The sequence below is a fragment of the Riemerella columbina genome (genome assembly GCF_030517065.1).
GTDB classification, from domain to species: Bacteria; Bacteroidota; Bacteroidia; order Flavobacteriales; family Weeksellaceae; genus Riemerella; species Riemerella columbina_A.
In genome coordinates, this window is record NZ_CP103950.1 from 1477707 (window position 1) to 1498589 (window position 20883).

24 protein-coding genes are annotated in these 20883 nt (G+C 40.1%); 6 read left to right on the top strand and 18 right to left on the bottom strand.

The annotated features are described in order from the left end of the window. Nucleotides 1–21 precede the first annotated feature (21 nt). The gene (gene kdsA, locus NYR17_RS07025; RefSeq protein WP_302505012.1) at nt 22–831 is read right to left on the bottom strand and encodes a 3-deoxy-8-phosphooctulonate synthase; all 810 of its coding nucleotides are present in this window, start codon (nt 829–831) and stop codon (nt 22–24) included. 327 nt (nt 832–1158) lie between these two features. On the opposite strand from kdsA, the gene NYR17_RS07030 reads away from it, so the two are divergent. Beyond that, nucleotides 1159–1578, top strand: coding sequence for a nucleoside-diphosphate kinase (locus NYR17_RS07030; RefSeq protein WP_302505013.1), 420 nt, complete (start codon nt 1159–1161; stop codon nt 1576–1578). A gap of 74 nt (nt 1579–1652) precedes the next feature. On the opposite strand, the gene NYR17_RS07035 is transcribed toward NYR17_RS07030, so the two are convergent. Next, nucleotides 1653–2012, bottom strand: coding sequence for an arsenate reductase family protein (locus NYR17_RS07035; protein WP_302505014.1), 360 nt, complete (start codon nt 2010–2012; stop codon nt 1653–1655). A gap of 2 nt (nt 2013–2014) precedes the next feature. Further along, complete coding sequence (locus NYR17_RS07040; protein WP_302505015.1) at nt 2015–2839, bottom strand: CvfB family protein; 825 nt, start codon at nt 2837–2839, stop codon at nt 2015–2017. A 124-nt stretch (nt 2840–2963) separates the two neighbouring features. Here NYR17_RS07040 and NYR17_RS07045 point away from each other — a divergent pair, with 124 nt between their 5' ends. Continuing rightward, a complete protein-coding gene (locus tag NYR17_RS07045) occupies nt 2964–4037 on the top strand; it encodes an anhydro-N-acetylmuramic acid kinase (RefSeq protein ID WP_302505016.1) in 1074 nt (357 codons plus the stop codon). Nucleotides 4038–4040: 3 nt separating this feature from the next. Here NYR17_RS07045 and NYR17_RS07050 read toward each other — a convergent pair whose 3' ends face one another. The 4 genes from NYR17_RS07050 to dnaA all read right to left on the bottom strand — a co-directional run bounded on the left by NYR17_RS07050 (nt 4041) and on the right by dnaA (nt 7858). After that, entirely contained in the window at nt 4041–5006 is a 966-nt protein-coding gene (locus NYR17_RS07050) for an NAD-dependent epimerase/dehydratase family protein (RefSeq protein ID WP_302505017.1), read from the bottom strand. 102 nt (nt 5007–5108) lie between these two features. Next, a complete protein-coding gene (locus NYR17_RS07055; RefSeq protein ID WP_302505018.1) occupies nt 5109–5840 on the bottom strand; it encodes an SAM-dependent methyltransferase in 732 nt (243 codons plus the stop codon). After that, a complete protein-coding gene (locus NYR17_RS07060; RefSeq protein ID WP_302505019.1) occupies nt 5840–6286 on the bottom strand; it encodes a low molecular weight protein-tyrosine-phosphatase in 447 nt (148 codons plus the stop codon). Before NYR17_RS07060 ends, NYR17_RS07055 begins: the two co-directional genes overlap by 1 nt. A 108-nt stretch (nt 6287–6394) precedes the next feature. Next, nucleotides 6395–7858, bottom strand: coding sequence for a chromosomal replication initiator protein DnaA (gene dnaA / locus NYR17_RS07065; RefSeq protein ID WP_302505020.1), 1464 nt, complete (start codon nt 7856–7858; stop codon nt 6395–6397). Between the two features lie 133 nt (nt 7859–7991). Here dnaA and NYR17_RS07070 point away from each other — a divergent pair, with 133 nt between their 5' ends. Beyond that, the gene (locus NYR17_RS07070) at nt 7992–8405 is read left to right on the top strand and encodes an acyl-CoA thioesterase (RefSeq protein ID WP_302505021.1); all 414 of its coding nucleotides are present in this window, start codon (nt 7992–7994) and stop codon (nt 8403–8405) included. A gap of 12 nt (nt 8406–8417) precedes the next feature. Here NYR17_RS07070 and pepE read toward each other — a convergent pair whose 3' ends face one another. Beyond that, nucleotides 8418–9116 (bottom strand): dipeptidase PepE, encoded by a 699-nt coding sequence (gene pepE, locus NYR17_RS07075; protein WP_302507035.1) that lies wholly within the window; start codon nt 9114–9116, stop codon nt 8418–8420. A gap of 137 nt (nt 9117–9253) precedes the next feature. Between pepE and NYR17_RS07080 the strand changes: the two genes are divergently transcribed. Both NYR17_RS07080 and rpe read left to right on the top strand, forming a co-directional pair. Further along, complete coding sequence (locus NYR17_RS07080; protein ID WP_302505022.1) at nt 9254–10120, top strand: sigma-70 family RNA polymerase sigma factor; 867 nt, start codon at nt 9254–9256, stop codon at nt 10118–10120. 72 nt (nt 10121–10192) lie between these two features. After that, a complete protein-coding gene (gene rpe / locus NYR17_RS07085) occupies nt 10193–10843 on the top strand; it encodes a ribulose-phosphate 3-epimerase (protein ID WP_302505023.1) in 651 nt (216 codons plus the stop codon). 84 nt (nt 10844–10927) lie between these two features. Here the strand turns inward: rpe and obgE are convergent, their stop codons facing one another. The 8 genes from obgE to amaB form a co-directional block, all read right to left on the bottom strand. Next, on the bottom strand, nt 10928–11911 hold the full coding sequence (obgE, locus tag NYR17_RS07090; protein ID WP_302505024.1) for a GTPase ObgE: 984 nt from the start codon (nt 11909–11911) through the stop codon (nt 10928–10930). 44 nt (nt 11912–11955) lie between these two features. Next, nucleotides 11956–12531: an adenylate kinase gene (locus NYR17_RS07095; protein ID WP_302505025.1), complete on the bottom strand. Its 576-nt coding sequence runs from the start codon at nt 12529–12531 to the stop codon at nt 11956–11958. 55 nt (nt 12532–12586) lie between these two features. Continuing rightward, nucleotides 12587–13144 (bottom strand): hypoxanthine phosphoribosyltransferase, encoded by a 558-nt coding sequence (gene hpt / locus NYR17_RS07100; RefSeq protein ID WP_302505026.1) that lies wholly within the window; start codon nt 13142–13144, stop codon nt 12587–12589. Nucleotides 13145–13176: 32 nt separating this feature from the next. Then, complete coding sequence (locus NYR17_RS07105; RefSeq protein WP_302505027.1) at nt 13177–14655, bottom strand: lipopolysaccharide biosynthesis protein; 1479 nt, start codon at nt 14653–14655, stop codon at nt 13177–13179. A gap of 15 nt (nt 14656–14670) precedes the next feature. Further along, nucleotides 14671–15699 carry a hypothetical protein gene (locus NYR17_RS07110; RefSeq protein WP_302505028.1) on the bottom strand — a complete coding sequence of 343 codons (1029 nt, stop codon included), beginning with the start codon at nt 15697–15699 and terminating at the stop codon, nt 14671–14673. 65 nt (nt 15700–15764) lie between these two features. Continuing rightward, on the bottom strand, nt 15765–15998 hold the full coding sequence (locus tag NYR17_RS07115; RefSeq protein WP_302505029.1) for a putative signal transducing protein: 234 nt from the start codon (nt 15996–15998) through the stop codon (nt 15765–15767). Between the two features lie 85 nt (nt 15999–16083). After that, a complete protein-coding gene (gene lat, locus NYR17_RS07120; RefSeq protein ID WP_302505030.1) occupies nt 16084–17421 on the bottom strand; it encodes an L-lysine 6-transaminase in 1338 nt (445 codons plus the stop codon). Between the two features lie 39 nt (nt 17422–17460). After that, nucleotides 17461–19011: an L-piperidine-6-carboxylate dehydrogenase gene (gene amaB / locus NYR17_RS07125; RefSeq protein WP_302505031.1), complete on the bottom strand. Its 1551-nt coding sequence runs from the start codon at nt 19009–19011 to the stop codon at nt 17461–17463. Nucleotides 19012–19254: 243 nt separating this feature from the next. Here amaB and NYR17_RS07130 point away from each other — a divergent pair, with 243 nt between their 5' ends. Beyond that, a complete protein-coding gene (locus NYR17_RS07130) occupies nt 19255–19410 on the top strand; it encodes a hypothetical protein (protein ID WP_302505032.1) in 156 nt (51 codons plus the stop codon). Between the two features lie 34 nt (nt 19411–19444). Here NYR17_RS07130 and NYR17_RS07135 read toward each other — a convergent pair whose 3' ends face one another. Further along, nucleotides 19445–19828 (bottom strand): hypothetical protein, encoded by a 384-nt coding sequence (locus tag NYR17_RS07135; protein ID WP_302505033.1) that lies wholly within the window; start codon nt 19826–19828, stop codon nt 19445–19447. Nucleotides 19829–19902: 74 nt separating this feature from the next. Beyond that, nucleotides 19903–20745 carry a GLPGLI family protein gene (locus NYR17_RS07140; RefSeq protein WP_302505034.1) on the bottom strand — a complete coding sequence of 281 codons (843 nt, stop codon included), beginning with the start codon at nt 20743–20745 and terminating at the stop codon, nt 19903–19905. Between the last annotated feature and the right edge of the window lie 138 nt (nt 20746–20883).

Sequence of the window (20883 nt, forward strand, 5' to 3'; positions counted from 1 at the left end):
CTTAAATACAGTACACAAAGGTTATAGAATGGCCTCTCTAATCCGTGTTAATTTTTGTAATAATGGCTCCAACTGACTTAATGGCAGCATATTAGCCCCATCAGATTTAGCTTCCGCAGGGTTAGGATGCGTCTCTATAAAAAGCCCATCGGCACCCACGGCAATCCCCGCTTTAGCAATGGTTTCTATCAGCTGAGGCTTGCCCCCCGTTACTCCTGATGCTTGGTTGGGCTGTTGCAAAGAGTGGGTAACATCTAAAATCACAGGCGCATATTCTTGCATTGTGGGAATACCTCTGTAATCCACCACCAAATCTGTATAACCGAAAGAGTTACCGCGCTCAATAATGCCCACCTTATCATTATGCATATCTCGCACCTTTTGAACGGCGTATTTCATTGCTTCTGGGGAAAGAAATTGCCCTTTTTTAAGCGTAACGCACTTCCCCGTTTCTGCCGCTGCTACCAATAGATCCGTTTGCCTTACCAAAAAAGCGGGAATTTGCAGCACATCTACATATTGGGCAGCCAATGCGGCTTGTTCATTTTCGTGGATGTCTGTGGTGGTAGGGATTCCAAAAGTCTCGCCTACTTTTTTTAGAATTTCTAATGCCTTCTCATCACCGATGCCCGTAAAAGAGTCTATCCGTGAGCGGTTGGCTTTTTTAAAACTCCCTTTGAATATATAAGGAATCTCGTATCGGTCAGAAAGCGTTACAATATGCTCGGCAATCCGCAGTGCCATATCCTCGCCTTCTATCGCGCAGGGACCTGCAATAAGGAAAAAATTAGAGGAATCTTTATGGTGTATATTTTCTAAATGCTGTATCATAATCCTTTTTTGTATAGATAGTTTAATTGGCTAAAATTAAAGATTTTTTTTGAATTGAAGAAACCCTAGGCTTAACGCACCCCTATTTTCTGAATTTTAAGTTCTATCTCAAAAGGTTTAAATGCTATAAGTGGCTTGTATTCAACCGCATTAAAAATAAAAACCCCAGCCATAACAGCTGGGGTAAAAACTAATAACCATGAAAACTCAAATTAAACATGAGAATCACTTTTATTATAACAAACACTGTGCCAAAAAAAAACATATTTAAAAGTTTTTTTGAGATAAAATAAGTTCGTATTTTTGCAGCGAAAAAATTAAAACAAAATGTCAGGAAACATTACCTTTACAATGATTAAACCCGATGCCGTAGCAGACGGACATATAGGGGCTATTTTAGGAAAAATAACAGAGGCTGGGTTTAAAATAAAAGCAATGAAACTCACCCAACTTACGGTAGCTGATGCTAAAAAATTCTACGAAGTACACGCTGAGCGCCCATTCTATGGGGAGTTGGTAGAGTTTATGTCTTCAGGGCCTATCGTGGCAGCGGTTTTAGAAAAAGACAACGCTGTAGAAGATTTTAGAACCCTCATTGGTGCAACCAACCCTGCAGAAGCGGCGGAAGGTACCATCAGAAAATTATTTGCGCGTAGCGTAGGAGAAAACGCCGTACACGGCTCAGACTCTGATGAAAACGCAAAAATAGAAGCCGCTTTCCACTTTGCGGGAAGAGAGATTTTCTAATTAGAAAAAGTCCGACAAAACATAACGCCGCCGCATCTATAGATGCGGCGGCGTTGTGTTTCATTTAGTTTTCACTATACCTTTTGGTCATCAAAATAGGCTTTAACAGCCTCCACCGTTTTGGAGCTATTGCCTATAAAAATGGTCTTTTCGGTTAGAAAAACAGGGCGTTTAAGAAAACTATAATGCTCCAAAATCAGTTTTTTATAATCCGCTTCTGTTAGTTGGCTAACCTCTATACCTTGGGCTTTAATCTGCGTAGAACGCTTGCTAAATAAAGCCTCATAAGAGCCTGCCAATTGATGCATAGCTTCCAGTTCTGTCGCTGTCACATTTTCCGTTTTGAGTTCTCGCAAAGTCCAACCTTCCAAATCCAAATCTGACATAATGCGCTTGCAAGTACTGCAAGTTTTAAGATAAAATACCTTTTTCATCGTTATAATAATCTAATTTTATCCTCGGTAATCTCGATGATTTTGTCCTTGTATAAACCGCCGATAGCTTTTTTAAAGTTCTTTTTGCTCATCTGCAATTCTTCTTTAATCTCTTCTGGCGTAGATTGGTCAGAGAGGTACAATAGTCCATAATTTTCATCTAATTTATCTAAAATCCGCTGTTTAAATTCATCAATATTGGCATAACCTTCTGGCTGAAGCGCCACATCTATTTTGCCATCTTCTCTGATGTTTTTAATGTAACCCTTGGTCTCCGAAAGCGGATATAATTTCTCATAAATATCTGATGCATAGACCAATCCAATATATTTTTGATTGATAATCACATTCCAGCCTAGTTCGGTTTCGTTCATTAAAATCAACTGTACGGCATCGCCTTTTTTAAGGTCTATATTATGGTATTGCGGATTTCTTTTGAACTTGGTTGTCCCTGTGAGCAAGCCTGTTTCTTCATCAATATACACATAAATAAGGTAGCGCTTACCCTCCACCATCTTGCCTTTTTGCTGTTTGTATGGCACAAATAAATCTTTGATGATGCCCCAATCCACAAAGGCACCGCTTGGGAACGCCTGCACACAGCTCAGCACCGCGTATTCGCCCACCTGACAATAAGGTTTCTCTGTGGTGGCTTTTAGCACGCCATCATCTTGATACACCAGCACTTCTACCGCCTCGCCCACTTGCATTTCTGGTCTCACAAAAATCTTAGGAAGAAAGCATTGTGCCCCAGCCTCATCGGTGAGGTAAAGCCCTGCCTCCGTGGTTTCTGCAATTTTTAATATTTGAATTTTACCTATTTCCATTTTAAGGGTATTTTTTGCAAAGGTAAGGATTTTATCGCCCAAAGTAGCCACCACAAAATTAAAAACCGCCCAAAATCCATAGAATATCGTTATTTTTGCTCATAGATTTTGATTTTTAAAACCGATGAAGATTATAGGCATTATGTCGGGGACTTCTTTAGATGGCATTGATTTTTGCTATGTAGATTTAGACACCGAAATTTATCAATTTGATATTTTAAAGGCTCAAACACTACCTTATCCTCAAGAATGGGTTTCTATTTTAGCCTCGGCATCCGAGCAATCCCCCGAAGAGGTGGCTCGCCTCAACTTAACTTATACAGCATATCTCAATGAAATGATCCATCGGTTTATGGCGACGCACCAGATCAAAGATTTGGATTTAATTGCCAGCCACGGTCATACCATTTGGCACAATCCTAATGCGGGTTATACGCTGCAAATCGGCAATCTTGATGCTCTCAACCAAGGCATCAAAGTTCCTATAGTCTGTGATTTTAGGGTGCAAGATGTGGCATTAGGTGGGCAAGGCGCCCCTTTGGTGCCCATTGGCGATAGACTGTTGTTTTCAGCATACGATTATTGTCTTAATTTGGGCGGTTTTTCTAATATTTCCTTTGAGGTGCAGCAACAGAGAATCGCTTTTGACATTAGCCCTGTGAACACTTTGCTGAATTATTTTTCGGAGCAAGGCTTCCATCTGCCTTACGATAAAAATGGAGATTTAGCCAGACAAGGAGCACCTCATCCAGCACTCATCGCACAGCTCAACACTGTTGATTATTACCAGGAACAACCTCCAAAGTCTTTGGGTATAGAGTCGGTAAAATCTATTTTTATCCCTATGATAGAGGCTTTCATCGATGAAAATAAAATTGCGGCAAAAGATGTATTAGCCAGCCTTGTGGAGCATATCGCTATTCAGATTTCTAATGTTTTACCTAAAAACGAAAGCCCTAAAAGAATCCTTGTTACGGGTGGTGGTGCTTATCATCAATATCTGATAGAGCAGCTACAACACTACGCCACGCCGCATCAAATCCATTTACCTTCTGCAGAAATTATTGAATATAAAGAAGCCTTAATTTTCGCCCTTTTAGGAGTTTTGAGATTTCAGAACAAAGTCAATGTTTTAGCCTCCGTCACTGGTGCCAAAACCGACCATTCTTCAGGGAAAATTTTACGGCCCTCGGTATAAAATCTAAGCTTTATTGAGTTTCTTTTTCAGGTTTTTCAGCATATCTTGAGTCATCGCGGTGATGTCATAATCGTACGATAAGCCCCAATCTTGCTTCGCTACGCTATCATCAATAGAGGCAGGCCAAGAGTCGGCAATCTGCTGTCTGAAATCGGGTTGGTATTCAATTTCAAACTCAGGCATTTCCTTTTTAATCTCCTCTGCCAACTCTTTCGGCGTGAAGGATAAGCCGCCTAAATTATAAGAACTGCGCACCGTTAGTTGGCTTTCTGGCGCTTGCATCAACTGAATAGTGGCATTGATAGCATCTTCCATATAAAGCATCGGCATTGCGGTATCTTCTTTGATGAAGCTGGTGTATTTTCCGTTTTCCACGGCTTCATAAAAAATCTCCACGGCATAATCCGTGGTGCCGCCGCCCGCTGGTGCTTTCCAAGAAATAAGCCCTGGATAACGGATACTGCGGATGTCTACGCCATATTTTTCGTGGTAATACTCGCACCATTTTTCGCCTGCGAGCTTAGAAATACCATACACCGTAGTTGGATTAAGCACCACCTCTTGCCCTACATTGGTTTTAGGAATGCCACGCCCAAACACCGCAATGGAACTCGGCCAAAATATTTTCTTCAAATAGCCATCTTTTGCCAGTTCGCAGAGGTGTAGCAAAGGCTCCAGATTGAGTTTCCACGCAAAAATAGGTTGCTTTTCCGAAGTTCCAGACAACAGCGACGCCAAATGGTACACTGTAGTAATGCCGTTATCTTTAATAAAATCTTCTAAGAGTTTAAAGTTGGTTACATCTATCCTTTCATAGCGCCCCGCAGTGGTGATGCCTTCTCGCCATTTGTCAATACCAGAAGCGATCACATTTTCCTTGCCGTACAAGTCTACTAATTTGCTGGTCAGCTCGGTACCTATTTGTCCTAAAGCCCCTGTAATAAGGATTTTTTCTGTCTCCGTATTCATATTCTCAAAAATTTTATCTTGCCACAAATATAATAAAATAAAGCGCTTGATTCCAATACAAAACCTGAAATTCCTCAGTTATTTTTTAATGCATTTTTCTTATCACTTAGATTTTTTACGCAGCAAAGGCGGTTGGGGTTTTCCTAAAATGAAAATAGCTGGGATTTTATGCCAATTGTACTGTTGTTTTTGCCATATTTTAATTGGATAAGTTTTGATGATTTCCGCCTCTGGATGATTGATATTGGCAGCGATAGAAAGCTCTGTATTAGGATTGAGCGTTTTGATTAAATCCTCTAACAATTGCTGATTACGGTAGGGCGTTTCCATAAAAATTTGGGAATAACCCGTCTTCTGAACCTGTTGCTCTAAGAACAAAATTTGCTTTCTGCGTTCGTTTTTATCAATCGGTAAATACCCGTGGAAGGTAAACTGCTGTCCATTAAACCCACTGGAAATCAGTGCTAAAATAATAGATGACGGTCCATTGATGGGCACCACCTTAACGCCATTTTCGTGCGCCCAATGCACCACAAGATGCCCTGGATCCGCTATGCACGGCAAGCCAGCCTCCGAAAGCAACCCAAAATCTTGATCTTTTTTCAATAAATCTAAAGCTTCGGATATGTCAGAAAGTGTAGTGTATTTGTCTAATATATAGAGTTTTAAGTCGGATTGTTTTTTCTCTATACAAAAGAATTTAATCACTTTTCTGGCGGTTTTTTCATTCTCCACAAAATAATAATCCGTTCTTAGGATATAGTCTTTAATGATGGGTGCAAAATCCTCTTTTGGCGAGGCTTCGGAGAGGTAGGCAGGGATTAAAAAAAGCATTATAATGGCGTTTGGGTATTGATTTTTTCAGCGATTTTATCACAAGCTTTGTCTAACAGCGCGTAGACTTTTTCAAAGCCGCCCACACCGCCATAATAAGGATCTGGCACCTCTGCGCCGCCATCTAAAATCAGGGTTAATTTCTGCCGTTCTTCCTCATTTTCTGCCAACCTAAGCGCATCACGATAGTTCTGCTCATCCATACAATAAATTTTATCAAAATATTTGAAATCCGCAGTTGTGAGCGGTCTTGAGCGGTGATTTCTGATGTCTATACCGTGAAATTCTGCCGTTTGGATAGACCTCGGATCGGCAAGGTTGCCCTCGTGGTAGTTGCTGGTTCCTGCGGAATCCACCTCGTGTTCTTCTGAAATTTTGGCTCTTAGTATGCCCTCTGCCAACGGACTTCGGCAAATATTACCGAGACAAAGCATCAATATTTTCATAGTCTAAAAAATCCTAAGTTATCATTAAAAAAGAAAAAGGATTTTCCTCAATGCCCATCGCTGAAAATCCTCTCTCTATCTCTTTTATTTATTGTTCATCGCTCAATATTATTGATTGATTTTTTCTTTAAGCTCCTTGATGTATTTGCGCATTTGCTTGTCTACTTTGGCACCATCTCTCACCGCATCGCAGGCGTACATTACCGTAGAGTGGTCTTTGTTGCCCATTTCTTTACCGATTTTAGAGAAAGTAGCGTCGGTTAGTTCCTTGGCGAAATACATTGCCAACTGCCGAGGCAGGGCAATTTCTCTTTTTCTTGTTTTGGATAACAACTGTTCCCTTTTGATACCGAAATAATCGCAAACTACTTCTTGAATGTGTGGAATGTCAATCACTTTTTTCTGGTTGGTAGAGATTTTATTGATGGTTTCTTTGAGCAAATCTAATGTTAAATCCGATTTATAAATCATCGAATGGGCGATAACCGAGTTGATTACGCCAATGAGTTCTCTCACATTAGACTGCACCTCCCCTGCCAGATAGTCTATCATCTCCTCGTTTAGGACGATGCCATCACGGTTGAGTTTATCCTCAATAATCTTTCTTCTGGTGCCATAGTCTGGTGATTTCATTTCGGTAGAAAGTCCCCATTTAAAGCGAGAAACCACACGCTCCTCAATATCCATAATATCGGCAGGCGCTTTATCCGAGGTCAGGATAATTTGTTTACCATTCTGGTGAAGGTAATCAAAAATGTGGAAAAACGATTCTTGGGTGGCTTTCTTTCCTGATAAAAACTGAATATCATCAACGATGAGAACATCCAACATTTTATAGAAATTAGCAAAACTCTCTCGGCTTCCGGCATTCCCTCTTGTGGCGCTGGCTGCCTTAATGAATTGCTGAATAAATTTCTCAGAAGAAAGGTAATGCACCACCTTATCTGGATAGGTATTTTTAATTTCTAAACCGATGGCTTGTGCCAAGTGTGTTTTCCCTACGCCCACACCGCCGTGGATAAACATAGGGTTAAAAGAGGTTTCCCCAGGGCGTTTCGCAATAATCTTAGCCGCAGAATAGGCAAATTTATTGCTCTCCCCCTCCACAAAGTTGTCAAAAGAATGCACTGGATTAAGGTTAGAATCTACATTGATTTTCTTAATCCCTGGCACCAATAACGGATTTTGGATTTTTTCTGTAAGCTGCGGCATTACAGGCTGTGGCTTAGGTGGTGGCGTTGTATTGCCCTTCATATGCTGAACCACGGCATTAGGATGCCCCTCCGTATTATTTTCTAAAACCGCATACCAAAGTTTAACCCGTTTACCGATGTATTTTTTTAGCGCAGAAGAGAGTAATGCTATATAATTGGTTTCAATATATTCTTTGTAGAAATTACTCGGTACGGCTAAAGTTAGGTTATAATCTACCAGAGAGAGAGGGTAAACATAATCAAACATCGAGTGGAAAGAACCCTTTAAGTTCCCCAAGTCTTCATCCTCATTAGCATTCAGATTATCTTTCATAAACTGAAGGCACTTTTGCCACACTAAGGGTAAGTCTTGTTCCATATAATCTCTCTGCTTTTGTTAAACTTTAAAATGAATCGGGAGGGCAAATATCTAAGATTTTATTCAAAAAAAAAAATGTTTGCACTCTTGATTTTTTAGAAATATATTTGTATGCATAAAAGCAAAACTTGAGATGATAAAAACAACCCACTATATTAGAGTAAGATACGGCGAAACCGACCCTATGAAGTATGTCTATTACGGCAACTACGCCGAATATCTGGAGGTGGCAAGGGTAGAATTATTTAGAGAAATCGGAATTTCTTATGACGAAATAGAGCGCCGCGGCATCTGGCTCCCAGTCTCAGAATTTAGCATCAAATACCTGAAACCTGCCCGCTATGATGAGCGCTTAGAAATCCGCACCGTGATCAAGAAAAAACCAGATGGGGTGAGGATTATTTTTGACTACGAAATCTACAATCCTGCAGGAGAAAAAATTACCCAAGCCTCCACCACGCTCTATTTTTTAGATGCCCAAACACATAAAATTATCCGCTGTCCAGATTTTCTTATGGCGATGATACAACCTTATTTTGAAGCTTAACCGATGATAGCTTTAAAAGGTTAAAACCGTGCCACTCTCTACTTCGTATGGGGTTTTATTTTTCTCAAAAATGCGTGTGGTTAGTGGCCCTTGCACCGTAATCTCCTCACCGAGAATTCTAATCCAGTTGCCTTCTCTCAGCCCCACCACTGGCGTATCATTCTGAGACAAAAACTCTTTGATTCTGGTTTCTCGGGTTTCGCCATTGTGTTTTAGCGTAGGGTCGGCATCTAAATAATGCGGATTGAGGTTAAAAGGCACCAGTCCCATACATTCAAAACTCGGAGTGAAAACAATAGGCATATCATTCGTGGTTTGCATATTCAGTCCGCCAATATTACTGCCCGCGCTGGTACCCAAGTAAGGTTTTCCTTTCGTGATCTCTTCTCTAAGCACGGTCATCAGTTGGTTTTCGTGCAGCGTTTTCACCAATAAAAAAGTATTGCCTCCGCCTGTAAAGAAAGCCTTCGCCTCACGGAGCGCCGTTTGAGGATTTTCAAACTCGTGGATGCCTTTCACTTTAATTCCCAATTGGTTAAAAAATTCGGCAGCTCTTGCCGTATACTCATCATAAGTTAAGCCTTGAGGTCTGGCATATGGGATAAACAGCAATTCATCAATGCCTCGGTATAAAACTTGAAGCTCTTCTTTGAGGTATTCTAAATAAGCGCCCCCATAAACCGCCGAAGTGGAGGCTAAAATAACATTCATCATAAACAGTGTCTTTTCTTCATTAAGGCTACAAAAATAAAAAATAAAATCTACATACCCACTGACCCCTCTTGTAACCTTTCGTGGTTTTCTTTCGTATAATTAAATGAAACTCTTTTTTTGAGCGAGAAAATATTATGAGACAACTTAAAATTACAAAACAGGTTACCAATAGAGAAACCGCATCTCTTGACAAGTACCTCCAAGAAATCGGGAAAGTAGATTTAATTACAGCCGATGAAGAGGTAGAACTGGCACAGCGCATCCGTGCAGGGGACAAAGCCGCATTAGAAAAGCTGATTAAGGCTAACTTAAGGTTCGTGGTTTCTGTTTCTAAACAATACCAAAACCAAGGTTTATCGCTGCCTGACCTCATCAACGAGGGTAATTTAGGGCTGATGAAAGCCGCAAAAAGATATGATGAAACCCGTGGTTTTAAATTCATCTCTTATGCCGTGTGGTGGATTAGACAATCTATCCTACAAGCCTTGGCAGAGCAATCCAGAATTGTGCGCCTTCCGTTGAATAAAATTGGCTCTATCAATAAAATCAACAAGGCATACGCCCACTTAGAGCAAGAAAACGAAAGACCCCCATCTCCAGAAGAATTAGCGGAGGTACTGGATATGAGCGAAGAAGACATCAAAGAATCTATGAAAAACAGCGGCAGACACCTCTCTATGGACGCGCCGTTGGTAGAAGGCGAAGATTCTAACCTTTATGATGTGCTCCGCTCTGGAGAATCCCCAAGTCCTGATAAAGAGCTGATGCTGGAATCTCTACAAATTGAAATTGAAAGAGCCCTCCAAACTCTAACCCCTCGCGAGGCTGATTTGGTAAGGCTTTACTTCGGGCTTAATGGCAAACACCCTATGACTTTGGAGGAAATTGGCGAGACCTTTGACCTCACCAGAGAGCGTGTGAGACAGATTAAAGAAAAAGCCATCAAGAGGCTGAAGCACAATTCAAGAAGTAAAATTTTAAAATCTTACCTCGGTAAGTAACCCCAAAGGTTAAGGCAAGCACTCTCTGTCTTAACCTTTTTTTCATTCATCAACATTAAAAAAATCCTTTTTATGAGTACAAAAATTATCGCTCCTTCCTTACTTTCCGCTGATTTCGGAAATCTGAAAAAAGACATTGAAATGATCAACCACAGCCAAGCCGAATGGCTCCATATTGATGTGATGGATGGCAGGTTTGTGCCCAATATTTCTTTTGGGTTTCCTGTAATGAAGACCGTAAAACAGTACAGCACCAAGTTTATTGATGTTCACTTGATGATTGTAGAACCTGAGAAATATGTAGTGGATTTCATCAATGCGGGTGCCAATTTGGTCTCGGTGCATTATGAAGCCTCTACGCACCTCCACAGAACCATTAAACTCATCCAAGATCACGGTGCCAAAGCTGGCGTGGTCCTCAATCCTGCCACGCCTGTCTCCGTATTAGAAGACATCATCCAAGAGGTGGATTTGGTGCTTTTGATGAGCGTCAACCCAGGCTTTGGCGGTCAAAAATTCATTGAAAATACTTATAAAAAAATCCAGCAAACCAAAGCATTGATTACAAAACATCAATCCAAAGCTTTAATTGAGATAGATGGTGGCGTTAATCCTCAGAATGCAGCGCAGTTATTTGCAACTGGCGCCGATGTTTTAGTGGCGGGCAATGCCGTTTTCGCTTCTGAAAATCCAGTAGAAACCATAGAATTGTTAAGGGCTTAGAGCTTCTACTTTATCCAAAAACATCAGCCGCTTCAAAATTGAAGTGGCTGAATTTTTATTCTATTGGTTTAAATCATCAATATATTATCCGTGGAGCATTTTCCAGAGGACATCTTTGAGCTCTGTGAGCCCCTCGCCTGTAACGCCAGAGATGAACAATGGTTTTTTATTCTCTGGAAATTGAGAGGCTATTTCGGTTTTTAACTCTTGGTCTAAAAGGTCAGATTTAGAAATGGCAATCAGGTATTCTTTATCCAAAAGTTCCGGATTATACTCTTGGAGCTCGTTTTGCAGAATTTTAAACTCTTGGAAATAATCCTCCGCATCTGCAGGAATCAAGAATAATAAAATAGAATTCCGTTCTATATGCCTTAAAAAACGATGTCCTAAGCCCTTGCCTTCTGCTGCGCCCTCAATAATCCCAGGGATATCCGCCATCACAAAAGATTTATAATTTCTATAATCTACAATGCCGAGGTTGGGCGTGAGCGTGGTAAAGGCATAATCTGCAATCTTAGGTTTAGCCGCAGATACCGCCGCCAGTAGCGTGGATTTCCCTGCATTCGGAAAGCCGACTAAGCCGACATCTGCCAAGATTTTCAACTCAAAAACGATGTAGCCTTCCTCGCCTGGGAGTCCTGGTTGGGCGTAGCGTGGCGTTTGGTTGGTAGAGGATTTAAAATGCTCATTCCCTAAGCCGCCCTTGCCACCGTGCATCAGGATAATCTCTTGACCATCTTCCAAAATTTCGCCAATCACATCGCCGTTTTCATCTTTGGCAATGGTACCGATGGGCACTTCTATATAAACATCTTCCCCTTGTCTTCCCGTCAGCTGATTTTTGCCGCCTGGTTGTCCATTTTCGGCTTTCACATGGCGTGTGTAGCGCAGTGGGAGGAGGGTCCACTCGTGGGAGTTGCCCTTCATAATGATGTGTCCACCTCGTCCGCCATCACCACCATCAGGACCGCCTTTGGGGATATATTTCTCCCGACGAAGGTGCGCAGAACCTGCACCGCCGTGCCCTGACTTACAGTGAATTTTTACATAATCTACAAAATTTGACATAAGGGTTATTTTTTAAATTTGGTGAGGGTTGATTTCAAAAAAGGTTAGAGTTTTTCTATTTCGGCGTAGAGCTTGTTCGCTATTTCATCAATATCTCCTACCCCGTTGATTTCTACATATTTACCTTGTTTCTTGTATAAATCTGCCACTTCTGCCGTTTTGGCATAATATTCTTTAATTCTATTGCGGATAATCTGTTCATCGGCATCATCTGTTCTACCGCTGGTTTCGCCGCGTTTTAGTAGACGCTCCACCAAAATCTCATCTTCTACCACCAAGGCTAAGCAGAGGCTGATCTCTTCCCCCAATTCTTCTTTTACTATCTTTTCTAAAGCAGCGGTTTGCTCTGCCGTTCTTGGGAAACCATCAAAAATAAAACCTTGGGCATCGGTAGGTTTTCTTAAATCATCTACCAGCATATCTATGGTCACTTGGTCTGGTACCAGCTCCCCTTTATCGATATAAGATTTGGCTAATTGCCCTAATTCTGTACCGTTTTTGATGTTGTATCTAAATAAATCTCCAGTAGAAATTTGCTTCAGATTAAACTTCTGGATAAGGTTTTGTGCTTGTGTTCCCTTCCCACTTCCTGGAGGGCCAAATAATACAATGTTAATCATTTTATTTTTGCTTAGAATGCGGCAAATGGTTGCCAGCGTTGGTTATTTTTAATTTTTAATGGTTGATTCTCCCTTCTTCTAATTGGTATAAATCTGGGAGATTACGCCCCAATTCATCATAGTCTAAGCCGTAGCCTAAAACAAATTTATCTGGAATTTCTTTGGCGACATAGTCTATTTTAAAATCTTTCTTAAAAACCTCTGGTTTTAGTAGTAACGAAGCCACTTTTAGAGATTTTGGGCGATGTGTATTTTTAAAATATTCAAATAAACTTTCTATGGTATTTCCAGTGTCCACAATATCTTCCATCAGAACGATGTGGCGGCCTTCTATATCCTTAGTGAGTTCCATTTTTTTATAGACAATCCCCGTAGATTGCAGCCCTCCGTGGTAAGAACTGACTTGAATAAAAGCCACTTCGCAAGGTCCTGGGTAGTGCTTCATAAAATCGGCGAAAAACATAATAACACCGTTCAGCACGCCTACAAATACTGGGGTTTCATCTTTATAATCCTCATAAACCTTGAGTGCAAGATCTTTGATGTAAGTTTGAATTTCCTCATTTTTGAGATAAGGAACAAAAGTTTTGTCGTGAATTTTAATTTTATCCATTGTTTTTTCCAAAAGACAAAATTAAGAAATTTTTAATGTTTAGCCTTATTATTCTTCATAAATTTCCTTAATTCTGAAAAAGGTAACCAGTGGCATACGGCATTCCCCAACATTAAAACCGCTATGACCACCAGCGGTTTATAGCCCAAATTAAGCCATGGTTGTTTAAACTCGGGTAAAAGCTCTGCCAAGCCAATGCCTAATCCCGCTACTAACAACATCGATAACATCTTGATTGACAGTGGGAAAACTTTAAATTGATAATAATTAAAACTGATTTTAATCAAATTAAACAAAGTGAGAGAAATGGCATAAGCCAGCGCTACGCCCATAATCCCCAAAGTAGTATAATGGATAAAATAATAATTGAGCCCAATAGTGAACAATGCCAAAATGAGCATTACCACGATATTAAACCGATAATATTTAGACATAGAGATAATATGGCTGTTGAAGCCCGTTGCCAACTCAAAAAGTACCGCCGAGCCGATAATCCACACCAAAGGTTGCGCGGACAATATCGCAGCGCCATTTTTCGGCATATACACCGTAAGATAAGGAAAACCAACCACCAAACACGACAGCAACACCAAGCCCACCGCAAAAAGATGAAACGAGGTTTTTTGATGATAGCGATGCAAGGCGTCCATCGTGCCTTCCTCAAAATGCGTATTGATGATCGGTGCGGAAATATTGTACAACCCCATAGCGGGAATACTGACCAAAGAAACAATGGAATACACCGTGGCATAAACACCATTTTCCTCAAAGCCAATGCCTTCGCTGATCATAAAATAGTCAATATTCAAGGCTAAATAACTGCCCAAATTGCCTAAAAAACCATAAAAACTATAATCCAAAACAGGCTTCCATTTCTGATCTTCTTTTAAATAAGTGGTAGAAAAATCAAACTTGATCGACTCTAAACGATTTGCATAATGATAATATCCTAATAAAGCGAGCAAAAAAACCAAAATAAAGAGATAATAAGCCCCTTGTTCCGAAAATCCCATAAAGAAAAACAAACTAAATGCCCCGATGTTGGCTAATTTTGGGAATACATTTTCAAACAAATTAGAAATCGCAATACGCTTATAATTAGATATATACTTATTAAACACCGCCGAGAGCGCCAAAATAAGAATCAGCGGTAAGATGATATTTTTGAGTTTCCAAGTCTCCGTGTTTTGGTATTGAGGAAAAATATAGCCGTAAAGCCAAAAACCGAGGGTAAAAATCAAAAAATTGAACACAATAGCCAACAGCGACAGCGAGAGCATATTCTGATGCTTACCTGCGCGCTGCATCATCTGAAAAAATTTCACATTAGAAAAGGAAATCCCGAAGACCACTATCGGCAAAAACATCTGCGCCGTAGGCAGGATAAACCGCAGTTTTCCGTAAAAATCTAAATCATAAATGAAGAGAAAAAAAGTGCTTAAAATCCCTAATAGAGAGCCTCCATAGCCTACTAAGCTGTATTTTAAACTTTGGCGTGTTACGGTATTCATACTTTGCAAAAGTAATTATTTACAAAATTCTATCAGTGTTTTTTCTAAATTTTTGAGCACTTTTTCTTTGGATTTAACTTTCTCATTGGGTTGAGAGTTTCCCTCTTCCAAGGCTGCCAAAACTTGCGATAGATTTTTGGAAGTTAAAGTTTTTTTGTGATAAGTGATCCCGTCGGCTTGGTTACCGCTCATCTTGGTTTGTCCATAAATTTCGGGAATGCTCATAAACGCCGTATGCGTGTGGATGGGGCTCCAAAGCAATTGAGCGCGTGCCATCCATTCATCAAAAATAGATTGAGGCACCTTTTCAGTAAAAAAAACGAGGTCCAAAGTTTCGGCTTTTTGCTTTTGCAAATCTTGAAGCCACCGCAACTCCTGCCCTGCCGCTTTTCCCAAAAAAACAACTCTCAAAAAGCGCCCCTGGTAACCCGACAACTGTTCTATAACCGCCTGATAATCTCGCCTGCCCTGCGACACCGACCCCGCGATGACTATCGTCCGCTCTTCTGCCGCCTTTGGCAATTTTAAATCGTTTTTAGTAAAAAACAGCGGTAATTCTGGCTGCACCACAGCGGTTAAATTTTCATCTAAACTCCAAATCTGATGCGCCTGCCGATACACTTTATTTTTGAGCAATAAACCTTCTTTCAGCAATAATTTCAGCCTATAGCGGCGTTCTTTTTTAAACACCGAGCCCAATAATTGAAGATTTGACGCTTTGATAAAATTAAAATTATGCCCAATAATTCCCGTTCGGTAGCGTTGGGTGACGGCATTAAAAAGGTTAAAATAACGGTGCATCGTTCCAATAATCACTCCATCGTACTCGTGCTGAGACAGCGTAGTCCAAAGCGTATCTGGGTTCACTTGAAAGATATTGGGCACCGCTGGCGTGCACTGCAACAGATGACAAATCCGCTCAGAAAAATAATAATCTACCGAAAATTGCTGAGAATCTTGCATCAGTTCCTTAAACCTCATCGCAATTTCGGCGTGGGTGTCTATCTCTATATAAGCGATTTTTTTAGTAGCGGTGGACGGCATAAATTCTTATCAATCAAAATAATAATAAAAAACCTCAGATTTTTCATCTAAGGTTTTTAGGTGGTTTAGGCTTCGTTTTCGGTTTCTTTTAAATAAGCATCTATGATATCTAAAGCCCTTTTTTCATCGGCTAGGCTCACTTTTACACGCATCCCTGTGGCGGTAGGCGTAGATAAAAATGAAAGATAATTATTCTCTATCTCTGCAGCTATGCCTGCATCCTCTAATTTTGATTTAATCAATTGTACTTCCTGAGGTGTATCTCCCTCATAAACAGATACTCGAGTCGTTACATCCATAATTACATATTTTTTGAAACCCCAAATTTAACATTTTTTATCCGTAAAAACAAACCTCCCTAAACGAATAGAGAGGCTTGATGTTCTAAAATTGTGCTGCCACGCGGTCTATCATACTTAGTGCTTGGTCAATCTCCGCTTCCGATACGGTGAGATGCGGACGGAACCTCAGCGATGCCGTTCCACAACCCAATACAATCAGTTGCTCTTGATACAACTTCTCCCTCATCTGGTTTCTCACCTCATCTGATGGCAAGTCAAAAGCGCACATTAAACCACGCCCTCTCACATTGGAAATGAGGTTTGGGTATTTTTCAGATAATTTTTGTAAGCCCGATTGCAAATAATCCCCCACGCGCTGCACATGGTCTAATAAGTTTTCTTTCTCAATAATCTCTAAAATCAACTGAAATCTGAGCATATCTATCAAATTTCCGCCAAAAGTAGAGTTGATACGAGAGCTTTCTCTAAACACATTCTGAGGCACTTGGTCCATTTTTTCTTTATTGGCTAAAATGCCACAAACTTGGGTTTTCTTACCAAAAGAAATCAAATCTGGCACCACGCTAAAATGCTGAAATGCCCACATTTTCCCTGTTAATCCGATGCCAGTTTGCACTTCATCAAAGATAAGAAGCACCTCGTTATCATCACAGAGGTTTCGCAATTCCACAAAAAACTCATCTCGGAAATGGTTATCACCGCCCTCCGCTTGTATAGGCTCTATAATGATGCACGCCACCTCATCAGGATGAGATAAAATAGCCTCTTCTATATGCAAAAGTGCCAAGCGTTCATTTTTTATCGTTTCCTCCAGATTTTCTTCCGTTTGAGGGAAAGTCAACTTAGGGTTGAGAATTCTCGGCCAGTTGAACTTTGGAAAATACTCATATTTGCGAGGGTCCGCCGTGTTGGTTAAACTTAGCGTATAGCCACTGCGCCCGTGGAAAGCTTGTTTAAAGTGAATGCAGCTGCCCGCTTCTTTCTCTATTCCTTTGCTGAAATTTTTTCTCGTTTTCCAGTCAAAAGCGGCTTTTAGGGCATTCTCTACCGCCAGCGCGCCCCCAGAAATAAAGAAGCAATATTGCAGTTCCTTAGGCATTGCCACACGAGCAAAAACCTCCATAAAATGGGCATATTCCTCCGAATAAACATCGGCGAGGGTTGGTTTGTTGATCGCCATTTTGCCTAACCACTCGGACTTCGCAACGATGTCGGGATGGTTATACCCCACAGAAGCCGAGGCAAACATAGAGAACATATCAAGGTAATCTTTCCCTGTGAGCCTATCGTGAATCCAAGAACCGTGGGATTTTTCAAAATCCATAACGAAATCAAAGCCGTCGGCTAAAATATGCTGAGATAATATTTTCTTTACAGGATTGCCCTCTGATGAAGGCTGTGTTGCTATTGAATCATTCATTTTGTTTATCAATTTACTTTTTAATTAGACTTTTATTTTTTAAATATCAAATTTAATTCCTTGTGCCAGAGGTAGTTCCGTGGTATAGTTGATGGTGTTGGTCTGTCTTCTCATATAGTATTTCCATACATCTGAGCCCGACTCTCTACCGCCGCCCGTTTCTTTCTCACCACCGAAAGCACCGCCAATTTCCGCTCCAGAGGTTCCAATATTCACATTGGCAATACCACAATCTGACCCAGCGTGCGAAAGGAATAACTCCGATTCTCTTAAATTCTGCGTCATAATCGCTGAGCTAAGTCCCTGATGCACATCATTTTGCATCTCTATAGCTTCTTCTAAATCTTGATATTTCATCAGATATAATATCGGGGCAAAAGTTTCGTGCTGCACCACCTCAAAATGGTTTTCCACCTCGGCAATGCAAGGCTTCACATAACAGCCTGAGGCATAATTTTTTCCTTTGAGCACGCCACCTTCCACAATGAATTTTCCGCCTTCGGCTTTGCATTTTTCTATGGCTGCCAAATATTGCTCCACCGCCTGATGGTCAATCAACGGACCTATATGGTTTTTCTCGTTCAGTGGCGTTCCAATTTTCAGTTGCCCATAGGCTTTCACCAATCTATTTTTCACTTCATCATAAATAGACTCGTGGATGATGAGCCTGCGCGTAGAGGTACAACGCTGCCCTGCCGTGCCCACTGCACCGAAAACGGCACCAATGATGCTCATATCTAAATCGGCATTTTCCGTGATGATGATGGCATTATTACCCCCCAATTCCAGAATGGATTTTCCGAAACGCTCTGCAACATTGCGCCCAACCATACGCCCAACTTTGGTAGATCCCGTGAAAGACACCAGCGGAATTTGTTTGTCTTTAACTAAAATATCGCCAATGTGATGATCGCCCACCACCAGCGAAGAAATCCCCTCTGGCATATCGTTTTCCTTTAAAACTTCTGCGATGATGTTTTGGCATGCGATGGCACATAGTGGTGTTTTCTCTGATGGCTTCCACACCGTTACATTACCACAAATCCAAGCCAGCGCGGTATTCCAACTCCAAACAGCCACAGGGAAATTAAATGCGGAAATCACCCCAACAATGCCGAGCGGATGGTATTGTTCATACATTCTATGCCCCACCCTTTCGGAATGCATTGTATAACCGTGCAACTGGCGCGATAAGCCCACCGCGAAATCACAAATATCAATCATCTCTTGCACTTCGCCTAAGCCTTCTTGTAGGGATTTTCCCATTTCGTAGGAAACCAATTTTCCTAAATCTTCTTTATATTCTCTCAACTTAACGCCAAACTGCCGTACCAACTCACCGCGTTTAGGTGCTGGCATTAGCCTAAATTCTTTGAATGCCGCCTTGGCTTTTTTAATGATTTTTTGGTAATCTTCTTCAGTTGCTGTCTTCACCGAGGCTATTAAAGCGCCATCGGTTGGGGAATAACTTTCTATCACTTCGCCAGAAGCAAAGAATTTTCCGCCTGCTGAAGCGCCTTTATTAGATTTCTTGATTTTAAGTTTTTTTAGAGATTGGTGGATTCCAAAATCATTTTTCTTTTTAGACATATTAGTATAATTATTTTATTGATTGGCTAAATGTATAAAAAAAATACCACTTATCCAAAAAGCCCATCAAACTCCTTATCCAAGGGCTTTTTCACTCAAAAAACAAGCGATAAAACCATAATAAAGCCTTCATTTTTTCGTTCCATTATGCCAATATGCGATATTTAAAGTATGATAAAACTCATATTTTTCAGTATTTAAAATCAAATTAAATAACTATTTTTGCAGTAAAATTTAGGCAATATGGAAACGCCACAACCGAATAAAAATTCAAAATTTAAACTCTGGTTTAAGCGTGTAGGCTGGGCAGGACTGGCATTTTTCACCATCAAGGGGCTAATTTGGTTGGTGGTGCTTTATTTTGGTGTAGATGCCTTAGAAGGCTGTATGGGGAAATAATTTTTGTGCTATATATTTATTGCAACAAATCACCTCAATAAAAACAAAAAATTAAGCCTAACCCTTCAAAGCCTTTAAAAACATCTATAAATAATAAACAAAAAATAACTGAAATAACAGTTGATAATACAATTAGTGATATTTGTATTTTCGTATCAAGTTCTTTATTATCATCATTTTTTATGGGTAAATTTAGGTTTTTGGGATTTTTCATTAGAAACCCAATCCATATTAAAATGAGAGCATTCAATAGTATTGGAACAAACATCAATATTTTCTTTCCGAATTTTGCTTTATCCCCATATCCGTATATTCGGATGAGATCTGGGATATTTTCGAACTTATACAATAAATAGAATGTATAAAGAACCACTATACCGATGGGTATTAAGTAAAGTATTTTTACTTTTTTGTTCATTATTTTAAGTTTTGATACATAGAACACAAACAAATCATATTATCCCAAACACTTCCTAAAAGATAAGCCAATATCTATTTACTTTTATCAATATCATTATCGTTTTCTTTATAATATTGAATCCACTCGGCTTCTTTTCGTCTGATGTAATCGTCAGAAAGCAGGTTGGCTAATGTTATATAATCTCCATCTGGCTGGGTGATAATCCCTTGTCTGAGTTTTCGTGCAGGATCTTTTTTATGGTTCTCAAAGGCTTTTTGATATTTTGCTTTGGTAACGCTAATCGCTCTTTTAAAAACTCCAGGAAGATAGTCATTATCCGCTACATTGTTCTCCAAGCCTATCATTTTAAACACATAAGAATTGGTGCGATCATGGGCCGCCAAGACCAATCCTGGCAGCTGTCCTAAAATATAAGGTCCATACGAAAGCGGAATATCACTGGTAAAATAGACTTCCCAATCTCTGCCATTCACCTTTGCGGTGGCTTTTCGTGCGGAATAACTACCGATATTTTGAGTCTCCTCACCTATTTTCCATTGGGTATTTTTAACCTCTGGATATTTGTAGATATCTCCGTCAAAAATTCTGTATATTTCGTATTGTTTCCCATCATCTACCACGCCAATATTGTATTTTGGATACTTCATTTTACTAAAATCAACACTCACGCCACCTACTATTTTTGACTCTTCCAATAGTTTAGCGTTTATCGAATCCAATGATAGATATGTGGCATTAAAAAATTTAGAGGTATTTGTCTTGGTGTTGATTTCAAGGATATATACATCAATATCTGCTGGCGTTTCTGGGAGAAGATTGGGCTTACTCTCCAACTGATAATACACCCGAACGGTATTCTGGCTATACCCAACGATACAAAGCAACACAGCGCAAAAGAAAATTAACTTTTTCATTATTAAAAGATATTAGAATTACTAAAAAATATTATTTACCGAGGTTTTTATAATCATTTAGAACCTAAGATATGCCCAAAATTCTTGATAAAACCAACCTCAACGCAACAAATATAATCATTTTATAATAAAAAGCAA